Genomic DNA, 12,432 nt, shown 5'->3' with positions numbered 1-12,432 from the left:
GGGGGTCGCCGGTTAGGGCGGCCCCGTCGACGCCCGCGCCACCAGCTCGGGCGCGAACACCGTCTGACGGGTCGGTCGGCCCGGGTCGTCGGCCTCGTCGAGCAGGATGCGCATCGCGGTGCCGCCGATGAGCGCGCTCGGCTGACGCACCGAGGTCAGGGGCACGGCGGCTGCCGCGGCGAAGGGGATGTCGTCGAAGCCGACCACGGCGATCTCGTCGGGGACGAGCATGCGGCCGTCGACGACGAGGCTCTGCAGGAGCCCGAGGGCGAGGAGATCGTTCGCGGCGAACACCGCGTCGGGGCGATCGGCGCGATCGCGGGCCAGCAAACGCCGCCCGGCGGCCACCCCTTCGTCGACCGTGAGCGCGTGGGTGGGCACGACCTCGAGCGCGGCCGGGTGCGCGCCGTTCTCGACGGCGCTGCGCGCTCCGGCGAGACGGTCGGTGACCTGCCGGATGTCGAACCCCCCGCCGACGAACGCGAGACGGCGGCGTCCGCGTTCGAGCAGGTGCTCGGCCGCCAGTCGCCCACCGGCCACGCTGTCGACCGATACCGAGGAGAACTGCGCGTCGCCCGAGAAGCGGTCGATGAGCACCGAGGGGATGCCACGGGCCCGCAGCCGGACGAGTCGCGCGGTGACGTCGCCGAACGGCGCGATGAGCAGTCCCCGCACCATCTGCTGCTCGAACAGGTCGATGTAGAGCGTCTCGCGCGCGGCGTCCTCATCGCTGTTCCCGTGGAGCAGGGCGAGGCCGCGGGCGGTGGCCTCGTTCTCCGCTCCGCCGACGACGTCGGCGAAGAACGGATTTCGCCCGTCCAGGGCGAGGAAGCCCACCGTGGTGCTCACGCCCGCGCGCAGTTGCCGCGCCGCGTCGTTGCGCACGTACCCGAGCTCCTCGATCGCGCTGTTCACCCGCTTGATCGAGGAGGCGGAGACGGCGTCGGGGCGGTTGAGGACGTTCGACACGGTCCCCACAGAGACGCCCGCCAGGGTCGCCACATCTCGGATGCTGATCGACACGGCGCCTCCTCACGTCACGATCCGGTCTCGACGCGATGCCGACTTGACCGCGTCGTCGGCATCACCCTACAGTGACTGGCATCCGATCTGAAACGATTCAGATTCGCCGGGAAACCGGAACCACCCTCGATGAGGAGGCCGCATGGCTGACGCGATGAACGCGACACCCGCCACGCCCGATCACGCCCTCGAACTCCGACGCGTGATGAAATCGTTCGGCCCGGTGGTCGCCCTGCGGTCGGGGAGCCTCGTGCTCGACCGCGGCTCGATCCACGCGCTGATCGGCGAGAACGGCGCGGGGAAGTCGACGCTCGTGAAGATCATCGCGGGCCTCTACCGCCGCGACGACGGCGACTTCCTGCTCGACGGCGAGAGCGTCGATTTCGCCAGCACCGCGCAATCGAAGGCCGCGGGGATCGCCGTCATCTACCAGGAGCCGACGCTGTTCCCCGACCTCTCGGTCACCGAGAACATCTTCATGGGTCGTCAGCCCACCGGCCGGCTCGGGCGCATCGACCGCGGTGCGATGCGCGAGGAGGCGACGCGCATCTTCCAGCGGCTCGGGGTCGCCCTCGACCCCGACCGGGTGACCGAGGGCCTCTCGATCGCCGACCAGCAGATCATCGAGATCGCCAAGGCCATCTCGCTCGACGCGCGTGTGCTCATCATGGACGAGCCGACCGCCGCCCTCAGCGGCGTCGAGGTCGAGCGGTTGTTCGCGGTCGCGCGGAGCCTGCGCGACGAGGGGCGCGCCCTGCTGTTCATCTCCCACCGCTTCGACGAGGTGTTCGCGTTGTGCGACACCGTGACCGTCATGCGCGACGGGGCATACGTCCACACCACGCCGCTGGCCGACACGACGGTCGACGACCTCGTGCGGCAGATGGTGGGTCGCGATGTGACCGAGCTCTTCCCGAAACTGCCGTCCACCCCCGGCGAGGTCGTGCTGGAGGTCGAGGGGCTCACCCGCAAGGGCGTGTTCCGCGACGTCTCGTTCCGCCTGCGCGCCGGTGAGATCGTCGGCCTCGCGGGTTTGGTCGGAGCCGGTCGCAGCGAGGTCGCCCGTGCGATCTTCGGCGTGGACGCCTACGAGTCCGGCACGGTGCGACTGAACGGATCGCCCCTGGTCAAAGGCAGCGTGCGGCAGGCCACCGCTCGAGGCCTCGCGCTCGTCCCCGAGGATCGCCGGAAGCAGGGGCTCGTGCTCGACGAGGGCGTCTCGCGCAACATCACCCTCGCGATCCGCTCCAAGCTCTCGCGCTGGGGGCTCCTGCGCAGCTCCGATGAGAATCGCGCGGCGCGCGAGTGGGCGAGTCGCCTCGAGGTGAAGACCGCGGCACTGGACGCCACGACGGGAACGCTCAGCGGCGGCAACCAGCAGAAGGTCGTCATCGGCAAGTGGCTCGCGACGCAGCCGAAGGTCCTGATCGTCGACGAGCCCACCCGCGGCATCGACGTCGGCACCAAGAGCGAGGTGCATCGCCTGCTCTCGGAGCTCGCCCAGCAGGGTCTGGCCATCCTCATGATCTCGAGCGAACTGCCCGAGGTGCTCGGCATGGCCGACCGCGTCCTCGTCATGCGCGAAGGCCGACTGACGGGGGAGTTCGCGCGAGCGGATGCCACCCCCGAGGCCGTCATGTTCGCGGCGACCGCCGAGGCGGGGGCATCGCTGTGAGCGCGGCATCCCTCCTCCCCCTCCCGACCACCCCTGAAGCGGAGAGCCTCCGATGAGCACCGCCACCCCCGTCCGCCCGGGCACCAGCCCCGCGGCGAAGCTCGTCTCGCACGTCGCCACGGCACGCGAGAGCGGCATCGTCCTCGCCCTCGTGCTGATCATCGTCGTCGCGACGCTGAACAACCCCACCTTCCTCTTTTCGCCCGACGGGTTCCGCGACCTCCTGCTGACCCCCTCGCTGCTGCTTCTGGTGGCCGTCGGCCAGGCGATCGTCATCATCACCCGCAACGTCGACCTGTCGGTCGGATCCGTCGTGGGACTGACCGCCTACCTCACGGGCCGCCTCTTCATCGACGTTCCGGGCCTGCCCCTGGTGGTGGTGTTCCTCGCGGGCATCGTGGTCGGCGGCATCCTGGGCTTCGTCAACGGTGCTCTCGTCGCCTACGCGAAGGTGCCGGCGCTGGTCATCACGCTCGGCACGATGTACATCTACCGCGGCGTCAACGTCGCGTGGGCCGGGAGCAACCGGGTCAACGCCTCCGACCTGCCCGCCGACTTCCGCGGGCTCGGTACGGGGCAGATCCTCGGCATCCCGATCCTCACGATCCTCGCGGTCGTCGTGCTCCTCGTCGCGGCCTGGTACCTCCGCAACCTCCGCAGCGGGCGCGAGCTGTACGCGATCGGCTCCGACCCGGCCGCCGCTCATCTCTACGGGCTCAAGGTGAACCGCCGCATCATCGGCGCGTTCGTCACCAGTGGAGCCCTCGCCGGTCTCGCGGGCGTGCTCTACGCCGCCCGCTACGGCACGGTCGCCTCCAACGCCGGCTTCGGCTGGGAACTGCAGGCGATCGGGGCGGCCGTCATCGGCGGCGTCGCGATCTCGGGCGGTGTCGGCACGGTGTGGGGCGCGGCGATCGGCGCCTACCTGCTGCTGACCATCAACCGTGCGCTGCCGATCCTCGGCATCGACGACTTCTGGCAGCGCGCCGTGGTCGGCGCGCTCATCCTCGGCGCCATCGTGCTCGATCGCGTGCTGGCCGTCCGGCAGTCCCGCAAGCTCACCGCAGAGAGGGAGACGGGTCGATGACCTCCACCACCGTCGACGAACGCGCCCGCACCTACAGCGCGCACGGACGCCCCTTCTGGCGTCGCGCACTGCTCACGCGCGAGGCGGCCATCATCGGCATCCTGCTGCTCGTGATCGTCGTGTCTCTGGCGACCGTCCGCAACTTCGACAGCCCGCTGACGGTCACCTACCTGCTGCGCGACATCGCGCCGATCCTCCTGATCGCGCTCCCGATGACGCTCATCATCATCACCGAGGAGATCGACCTCTCCGTCGCGAGCATCGTCGGGCTCTCCAGCGTCACGGTCGGCGTGCTCACGCAGGCGGGATGGCCGTTCGAGGTCGCCGCTCTCGCGGCGATCGTCGTGGGCTTGGTGGCCGGGGCGATCAACGGTTTCCTCGTGACGGTCGTCGGGCTGCCCTCTCTCGCCGTCACGATCGGAACGCTCGCGCTCTTCCGCGGCATCGCGGTGGGGCTGCTCGGGACCGAGGCGGTCACCGAGTTCCCCGAGACCTGGACCGACCTTGCCAAGGCGAACATCCCCGGCACTCCGCTACCGCTGATCATGATCCCCTTCGCGGTGCTTGCGATCGTCTTCGCCGTGCTCCTGCACCTGACCCCGTTTGGGCGGTCGCTGTACGCCATCGGCCTGAACAAGGAGGCGGCGCAGTTCTCGGGCATCGACGTGGCCCGCACGAAGTTCGTGCTCTTCGTGCTGAGCGGCACCGTCTCGGGCTTCGCCGGGGTGTACTTCACCCTGCTGTACAGCAACGCGCGCGGCGAGAACGCGATGGGCATGGAGCTGCAGATCATCGCCGCGGTGCTGCTGGGCGGCGTGTCGATCTTCGGTGGCCGCGGCGCTCTGCACGGCGTCATCGCGGGCGTGCTGCTCATCGGCACCCTCGGCAGCGCGCTGCGTCTTGCCGGGGTGACGAGCGACATCATCAACGTCATCACCGGGGTGCTCCTCGTGCTCTCGGTGGTCTCCGCCAGCCTGCTCGCCTGGCTCCAGTCCCGTCGTGCGGCCTCCCTCGGCAAGCGCCGAGGCGCCCGTTCCGCCGCCTCGGCGGCCACCGTCTGACCTGCACACCACCCGCATCACGAAAGGAAACAACGATGTTCGCATTCACGCGCAAGACCCGCGTCGGCACCGCTGCCGCCGCCCTCGCCCTGGCGGTCACCCTCGTCGCCACCGGCTGCTCCGGCGGCTCCGGCGGAGGAACCGGATCGGGGGGTGGCGGGGGTGACCTCTCGATCACCTTCCTGCCGAAGAACCTCGGCAACCCGTACTTCGAGACCTCGAACAAGGGCGGCGAGGAGGCCATCGGCGAGTTCGGCGGCACGTTCGAGCAGGTCGGCCCGAGCGAGGCGACGCCGACGTCGCAGGTGCAGTACATCCAGACCGCGGCGCAGCAGGGTGTGGGCGGACTCGTCATCTCGGCGAACGACCCCTCGGCCATCTGCGACGCGCTGGACGAGGCCCGCAGCGCCGGCGTCAAGGTCGTCACGTTCGACTCCGACACCGACGCGAAGTGCCGCGACCTCTTCATCAACCAGGCGACCGCGGAGGGTATCGCGAAGGTGCAGGTCGACCTGGTCTCGGAGCAGATCGGCGACGCCGGCCAGGTGGCGATCCTCTCGGCCGCGGCCAATGCGACGAACCAGAACGCCTGGATCGAGCTGATGAAGAAGGACTTCGCCGCCAACCACCCGAACATCGAGCTCGTCGACGTCGTGTACGGCGATGACGACGACCAGACCTCGTTCGACCGCACGGCGGCCCTTCTGCAGACCTACCCGAACCTCAAGGGCATCGTCTCACCGACCACCGTCGGAATCGCGGCCGCCGGTCGGTACCTGTCGACCTCGGAGTACAAGGGCAAGGTCGCGCTGACCGGCCTGGGTACGCCGAACCAGCTGCGCGAGTACGTGCAAGACGGCACCATCACCTCGTTCGCCCTCTGGAACCCGGCTGACCTCGGCTACCTGTCGGCCTACGCGACGAAGGCGCTGATCGACGGCACGATCACCGGCAAGGAAGGCGACACCTTCGAGGCCGGCAAGCTCGGCTCGTTCACCGTCGGCGCCGACGCCACGGTTCTGCTCGGCGACCCCTACGTGTTCGACTCGTCGAACATCGCGGACTTCGATTTCTGATCGACGCCCCTCCTCCGGCCCCGGCCGCCCTCGTGGCGGTCGGGGCCTCGGGCGTTCCGGGGAATCGTTCCGGCCAGGGCGACGCGCGCGGTTCTGGAAGCCCGGATGTCGGGGTGTGTTTCGTTGCGGCGCGGCCCACCCCACCCCGTCGAGTGTCCAGGACACGCCGTTCAGGGCGAGTCGTACGCGGCGTTTCCTGGACGCTCGACAGAAGATCGAGCCCGCGCGACGGCGGTTACCCGCTCGACGCCCGCACGACGAGCTCGGGCCGGAAGCGCACCTGGCGCTCGGACGGGTCGAGCTCGCCGTCGAGCTGGCGCAGCAGCAGGTCGACGGCGGTCGAGCCGAGTGCCTCGGCGGGCTGCCGCACCGACGTGAGGGGGACGACGGTCGCCGCGGCGAAGTCGATGTCGTCGTAGCCGACGAGCGCGATGTCGTCGGGCACGCGGATGCCGCCGAGCATCGTCAGGGCCTGCAGCAGGCCCACCGCGAGCAGGTCGTTCGCGGCGAACACCGCGTCGGGGCGGTCGGTGCGTTCGCGCAGGCGTTCGCCCGCGGCGCGGCCGGCGAGGACGGTCATGCCATCCGTCTCGATGATCTCGAGCGCGGCGCCCTCGACCTCGGCGACGGCCCGGCGCGCTCCGGCGAGGCGATCGGCCACCTGGCGGGTCGCGAGGGGCCCGGCGACGAACCCGATCCGGCGTCGACCCTGGGCGAGCAGATGGGCGACGGCGAGATGACCGCCCTCGACATCGTCGACCGACACGGTGCACACCTCGGCGTCGGCGGTGTGCTCGTCGACGAGCACGACGGGGATGCCGGCCTGCGCCAGACGCTCGACCACGTCGCCGCCGGCGTCGGCCGGGGTGAGGAGGACGCCGGCGACGCGCTGCTCGCGGAACTGGTCGAGGTAGAGGCGCTCGTGATCGCCGTCGGCGCCGCTGGAACCGAGCAGGACGACGTAGCCGTCGTCGGCCGCGCGAGCCTCGGCGCCGCGGGCGACCGCCGCGAAGAAGGGGTTGCCGACGTCGAGCACGATCAGGGCGATCGAGCGGCTGCGACCGGCGCGCAGCTGGCGGGCGGCGTCGTTGCGCACGTAGCCGAGGCTCTCGATGGCCGCGCGCACCCGCTCGACCGCAGCGGGGGAGACCGTCTCGCGGCCATTGAGGACGTTCGACACGGTCCCCACCGAGACACCCGCGTGAGCCGCGACGTCTTTGATCTTGACCGCCATGATCCGTTGACGATATCGCACCGTTCGACGCGCTGTGGTATCGTGCGATGAAACGATTCATTCTCGAGGGAGAGAAGACCCCGCCCATGTCCGCACAGACCACGCGCGTCTGCTTCGAACTCCGCGTCCGCCCAGAGATGGTCGAGGAGTACGTCGCGCGGCACACGCCGGTGCGCGCCGAGATGCTCGAAGAGATCGCCGCCGCCGGACGCCGTAATTACTCGCTGTTCCTGGGTGAGGGCGGGCGCCTCATCGGCTACTACGAGACCGACGATGACGCGGCCGCGCAGGCCTACCTCGCCGCCTCTCCCGTCGCCGCCGCGTGGGAGGCCGAGATGGCCGCGTTCTTCCTCGGGCTCGAGGGCCGCCCCGACCAGGCCGCGACCGCCCTCACCGAGGTGTTCCACCTCGCCGACCAGCTCGCCGCGGCCCCGTCCTCGGCATCCACCCCCTCCGACCAGTCCGTGGAGGCCGAGACCCCGGCATCCGCCCCGAACGAAAGCACCCGTTCATGACGACGTTGTCCCCCGAGATCCTGTCGACCCTCGAGAAGCAGGCGATCGAACTGCCCTCGTGGGCGTTCGGAAACTCCGGCACGCGCTTCCGCGTGTTCCCCACCGCCGGCACCCCGCGCGACCCCTTCGAGAAGATCGCGGATGCCGCCGAGGTCAACCGTCTCACGGCCCTCGCCCCCACCGTGGCCCTGCACATCCCGTGGGACCTCGTCGACGACTACACGGCCCTCCGCCGCCACGCCGAAGACCTCGGCGTGAAGCTCGGCACGGTGAACTCCAACACCTTCCAGGACGAGGACTACAAGTTCGGCGCCCTCACCCACCACGACGAGCGCATCCGCCGCAAGGCGATCGACCACCACCTCGCGTGCATCGACGTGATGGATGCCACGGGTTCGCGCGACCTCAAGATCTGGCTCGCCGAGGGCTCGAACTACCCCGGGCAGAACGACATGCGCGGCCGCCAGGACCGCCTGCAGGACTCGCTGCAGCAGATCTACGCGCGCCTCGGCGACGAGCAGCGTCTGGTGCTGGAGTACAAGTTCTTCGAGCCGTCGTTCTACCACACCGACGTTCCCGACTGGGGGACGTCCTACGCCCAGGTGGCCGCTCTCGGCGACAAGGCACTGGTGTGCCTCGACACCGGCCACCACGCCCCCGGCACGAACATCGAGTTCATCGTCATGCAGCTGCTGCGCCTCGGCAAGCTCGGCTCGTTCGACTTCAACTCGCGCTTCTACGCCGACGACGACCTCATCGTGGGTGCGGCCGACCCGTTCCAGCTGTTCCGCATCCTCACCGAGGTCGTGCGCGGCGGGGGCCTGAACAACCCCGACGTGGCCTTCATGCTCGACCAGTGCCACAACATCGAGGACAAGATCCCCGGCCAGATCCGCTCGGTGCTGAACGTGCAGGAGATGACGGCGCGTGCGCTCCTCGTCGACCGTCAGGCTCTGGATGCCGCGCAGCAGGCGAACGACGTGCTCGCCGCCAACGCGGTGCTGATGGACGCCTTCTACACCGACGTCCGCCCCGCGCTCGCCGAGTGGCGCGAGTCGCGCGGCCTCCCCGCCGACCCGATGGCCGCGTTCACGGCATCCGGCTACCTGCCCCGTATCGCCGAGGAGCGCGTCGGCGGCACCCAGGCCGGCTGGGGCGCCTGAGGGCCAGGTTCACCCGTCGAGTGTCCAGAACATGCCGCAAGGGGCCGCCCCGATGCGGCGTGTCTTGGACACTCGGCGAACAGCATCGCGCCGACCTCGAAACCCGACGACTGAGATGAACGGAAGACCATGACCAGCTCCACCGCCGCCGACCTCGTCGCGCGCAGCAATCGCCTCGGTTCCGACCCCAAGGTCACGAACTACGCCGGCGGCAACACCTCTGCCAAGGGCACCGACATCGATCCCGTCACCGGCGAGCCGGTGGAACTGCTGTGGGTCAAGGGATCCGGGGGCGACCTGGGCACCCTGACCGAGAAGGGGCTCGCGGTGCTGCGGCTGGACCGCATGCGCGCGCTCGTCGACGTCTACCCGGGCATCGAGCGGGAGGACGAGATGGTCGCCGCGTTCGACTACTGCCTGCACGGCAAGGGCGGGGCTGCCCCCTCGATCGACACCGCGATGCACGGACTCGTGGATGCCGCGCACGTCGACCACCTGCACCCCGATGCCGGGATCGCGATCGCCACCGCCGCCGACGGCGAGGAACTGACGGCGAAGATCTTCGGCGACAAGGTGGTGTGGGTGCCGTGGCGTCGTCCCGGGTTCCAGCTGGGTCTGGACATCGCAGCGATCAAGGCGGCGAACCCGCAGGCGATCGGCACGATCCTCGGCGGTCACGGCATCACCGCGTGGGGTGACACGTCGGAGGAGGCTGAGCAGAACAGCCTGTGGATTATCGACACGGCACAGGCGTACATCGACGAGCGCGGTGCGGCCGAGCCGTTCGGCGGGGTCCGCGACGGGTTCGCGGCGCTGCCCGAGGCGGAGCGCCGGGTCAAGGCCGCGGCCCTCGCCCCGACGATCCGCGGTCTCGCCTCGACCGACAAGCCGATGGTCGGTCACTTCACCGACGCCGACGTGGTGCTGGACTTCCTGGCATCCGAGAAGGCGCCCGCCCTCGCCGCGCTCGGCACGAGCTGCCCTGACCACTTCCTGCGCACCAAGGTCAAGCCGCTGATCCTCGACCTGCCCGCCGACGCCGCGGTCGAGGCCGCGATCGCGCGCCTGCAGGAGCTGCACGCGGAGTACCGCGCCGACTACCAGGCCTACTACGACGCGCACGCCGACGTCGGCAGCCCCGCGATCCGCGGAGCGGACCCGCTGATCGTTCTCGTGCCCGGGGTGGGCATGTTCTCGTACGGCGCGAACAAGCAGACCGCCCGGGTGGCGGGGGAGTTCTACGTCAACGCCATCAACGTCATGCGCGGCGCCGAGGCTCTCTCCACCTACGCCCCGATCTCGGATGCCGAGAAGTTCCGCATCGAGTACTGGGCGCTCGAAGAGGCGAAGCTCCAGCGGATGCCGAAGCCCAAGACCCACCAGGGGCGCATCGCGTTCGTCACGGGTGCGGCGTCCGGAATCGGCAAGGCCATCGCGACCCGCCTCGCCGCGGAAGGTGCGTGCGTCGTCGTCGCCGACCTCGACCTCGCCAAGGCCCAGGCCGTCGCCGCCGAGCTGGGCTCCACCGACGTCGCGATCGGGGTCGCCGCCAACGTCGCGGAGGCTGCGGGCGTGCAGGCCGCGATCGACGCCACCGTCCTCGCCTTCGGCGGCATCGACCTCGTCGTCAACAACGCCGGACTCTCGCTGTCGAAGCCGCTGCTGGAGACCACCGAGAAGGACTGGGACCTGCAGCACGACGTCATGGCCAAGGGGTCGTTCCTCGTCTCGAAGGCCGCGGCCAAGGCTCTCATCGAGCAGAAGATGGGCGGAGACGTCATCTACATCTCGTCGAAGAACTCCGTGTTCGCCGGTCCCAACAACATCGCCTACTCCGCGACGAAGGCCGACCAGGCGCACCAGGTGCGCCTCCTCGCCGTCGAGCTGGGCGAGCACGGCGTGCGGGTCAACGGCATCAACCCCGACGGTGTCGTGCGCGGCTCGGGCATCTTCGCCGCCGGCTGGGGCGCGAACCGCGCCGCGACCTACGGTGTCGATGAGAAGGACCTCGGCCAGTTCTACGCCAACCGCACGATCCTCAAGCGCGAGGTCGTGCCCGAGAACGTCGCCGACGCGGTCTACGTGCTCACCGGGCCCGAGCTCTCGCGCACGACGGGTCTGCACGTGCCCGTCGACTCGGGCGTCGCGGCGGCGTTCCTGCGATGAGTGCCGGCGAGCCGGTCGGGGCGATGCCGGGCACCGTCCGGGCCGTCGCCGCCGTCGACCTCGGCGCGACGAGCGGTCGCGTGATGATCGGGCGGGTCGGTGACGGCGTGCTCGAGCTCGAGCAGGTCGCGCGCTTCCCGAACGGTCCGGTGCAGCGCGCCGACGGGTGGCACTGGGACATCGAGGCCCTCTGGGGCCACGTGCGCGACGGGCTCGCCGAGGCCCGACGGCGGGAACCGGCGATAGAGAGCGTGGGCATCGATTCGTGGGCGGTGGACTACGGTCTGCTCGGCCCCGGCGGCCTGCTCGCCGAGCCGTTCCACTACCGCGACGAGCGGACCGCCCGCGGGGTGGATGCCGTGCATGCGGTCGTTCCGTTCGAGGAGCTGTACCGGCGCAACGGTCTGCAGTTCCTCCCGTTCAACACCCTGTACCAGTACGCCGCCGACCCGCGCGTGGCCGACGCGGAGGTGAGCCTGCTGATCCCCGACCTCCTCGCCGAGCGGCTCACCGGCCGTCGCGTCGCCGAGCGCACGAACGCGTCGACGACGGGTCTGCTCGACGTGCGCACGGGGGAGTGGGATCACTCCCTCGCCGAGGCGCTCGGCATCCCCTCGCGCGTTCTTCCGACGCTGGTGGATCCGGGCGAGACGGTCGGGCGCGTCGCCGACGAGCACGGCGACCTGCCCGTGATCGCGGTCGGATCGCACGACACGGCGTCGGCCGTCGTCGCGGTGCCGCTGTCGACGCCGAACGCCGCCTACATCTCGTGCGGGACGTGGGGGCTCGTCGGTCTGGAACTCCCCGCCCCGATCGTGACGGATGCCGCCCGCGCGGCGAACTTCACGAACGAGGGCGGGGTCGACGGGCGCGTGCGATTCCTGCACAACGTCACCGGACTGTGGTTGTTGAGCGAGACGGTGCGGGCGTGGTCCGAGGGCGACGGCGAGGCGGTCGACCTGCCGTCGCTCCTCGCCGCGGCGGCCGAGGAGCCGGCGCCCGCGCGTCTGTTCGACGCCGACGACGGCGCTCTCGCCAGCCCCGGCGACATGCCTGCCCGCATCGCCGCCCTGCTCGGGATGCCGTCGCCCGGCGCCGCCGATCGCGCGCGCTTCGCCCGGATCATCGTCGAGAGCATCGCCGACGCCTTCGCCCGCACCGTCCGCACCGCCGGTGACCTGGCCGATCGGGAGATCGACGTCATCCATCTCGTCGGCGGTGGTGCGCTCAATGCCCTGCTGTGCCAGGCGACCGCCGACCGGAGCGGATTGCCGGTGCTGGCCGGGCCCGTCGAGGCGACCGCGCTGGGCAACGTGCTCGTTCAGGCACGTGCGCTCGGGTGCTTCGGCGACGGCGTCTCGCTGGAAGACCTGCGCCGGCGCGTCGCCGAGGCCTTTCCCCCGCGGCGGTTCGACCCCCGCACCTGAGCCCC

The 12,432-nt window shown here is 70.5% G+C and carries 10 protein-coding genes; 8 read left to right on the top strand and 2 right to left on the bottom strand.

Translation table 11 applies throughout. From position 1 onward, the window contains the following. Window positions 1-12 precede the first annotated feature (12 nt). Entirely contained in the window at window positions 13-1,023 is a 1,011-nt protein-coding gene (locus tag RWH44_RS05035) for a LacI family DNA-binding transcriptional regulator (RefSeq protein ID WP_316003714.1), read from the bottom strand. A gap of 142 nt (window positions 1,024-1,165) precedes the next feature. On the opposite strand from RWH44_RS05035, the gene RWH44_RS05030 reads away from it, so the two are divergent. The 4 genes from RWH44_RS05030 to rhaS are packed head-to-tail and all read left to right on the top strand — an operon-like array spanning window position 1,166 to window position 5,922. Continuing rightward, window positions 1,166-2,698 carry a sugar ABC transporter ATP-binding protein gene (locus tag RWH44_RS05030; protein ID WP_316003713.1) on the top strand — a complete coding sequence of 511 codons (1,533 nt, stop codon included), beginning with the start codon at window positions 1,166-1,168 and terminating at the stop codon, window positions 2,696-2,698. A 52-nt stretch (window positions 2,699-2,750) separates the two neighbouring features. Beyond that, window positions 2,751-3,785 (top strand): ABC transporter permease, encoded by a 1,035-nt coding sequence (locus tag RWH44_RS05025; RefSeq protein ID WP_316003712.1) that lies wholly within the window; start codon window positions 2,751-2,753, stop codon window positions 3,783-3,785. Next, window positions 3,782-4,846, top strand: a complete 1,065-nt coding sequence (locus RWH44_RS05020; RefSeq protein ID WP_316003711.1) for an ABC transporter permease — start codon at window positions 3,782-3,784, stop codon at window positions 4,844-4,846. The genes RWH44_RS05025 and RWH44_RS05020 overlap by 4 nt, the downstream gene beginning before the upstream one ends. A 35-nt stretch (window positions 4,847-4,881) precedes the next feature. Then, complete coding sequence (gene rhaS, locus RWH44_RS05015) at window positions 4,882-5,922, top strand: rhamnose ABC transporter substrate-binding protein (RefSeq protein WP_316003710.1); 1,041 nt, start codon at window positions 4,882-4,884, stop codon at window positions 5,920-5,922. Between the two features lie 235 nt (window positions 5,923-6,157). On the opposite strand, the gene RWH44_RS05010 is transcribed toward rhaS, so the two are convergent. Next, window positions 6,158-7,156 carry a LacI family DNA-binding transcriptional regulator gene (locus tag RWH44_RS05010; protein WP_316003709.1) on the bottom strand — a complete coding sequence of 333 codons (999 nt, stop codon included), beginning with the start codon at window positions 7,154-7,156 and terminating at the stop codon, window positions 6,158-6,160. 86 nt (window positions 7,157-7,242) lie between these two features. Here RWH44_RS05010 and RWH44_RS05005 point away from each other — a divergent pair, with 86 nt between their 5' ends. From RWH44_RS05005 to RWH44_RS04990, 4 genes are all read left to right on the top strand, one after another. Continuing rightward, window positions 7,243-7,671 (top strand): L-rhamnose mutarotase, encoded by a 429-nt coding sequence (locus RWH44_RS05005; RefSeq protein WP_316003708.1) that lies wholly within the window; start codon window positions 7,243-7,245, stop codon window positions 7,669-7,671. Further along, window positions 7,668-8,834, top strand: coding sequence for an L-rhamnose isomerase (rhaI, locus tag RWH44_RS05000; protein ID WP_316003707.1), 1,167 nt, complete (start codon window positions 7,668-7,670; stop codon window positions 8,832-8,834). The genes RWH44_RS05005 and rhaI overlap by 4 nt, the downstream gene beginning before the upstream one ends. Before the next feature lie 129 nt (window positions 8,835-8,963). Continuing rightward, a complete protein-coding gene (locus RWH44_RS04995) occupies window positions 8,964-11,000 on the top strand; it encodes a bifunctional aldolase/short-chain dehydrogenase (protein ID WP_316003706.1) in 2,037 nt (678 codons plus the stop codon). Continuing rightward, a complete protein-coding gene (locus RWH44_RS04990) occupies window positions 10,997-12,427 on the top strand; it encodes a rhamnulokinase (RefSeq protein WP_316003705.1) in 1,431 nt (476 codons plus the stop codon). Before RWH44_RS04995 ends, RWH44_RS04990 begins: the two co-directional genes overlap by 4 nt. Window positions 12,428-12,432 lie beyond the last annotated feature (5 nt).

Origin of the sequence: Microbacterium phycohabitans (assembly GCF_032464935.1) — a bacterium.
In the GTDB taxonomy this organism is placed as follows: domain Bacteria; phylum Actinomycetota; class Actinomycetes; order Actinomycetales; family Microbacteriaceae; genus Microbacterium; species Microbacterium phycohabitans.
Note: the sequence above shows the minus strand (reverse complement) of the source record. Positions and strands in the feature narration are given on the sequence as shown.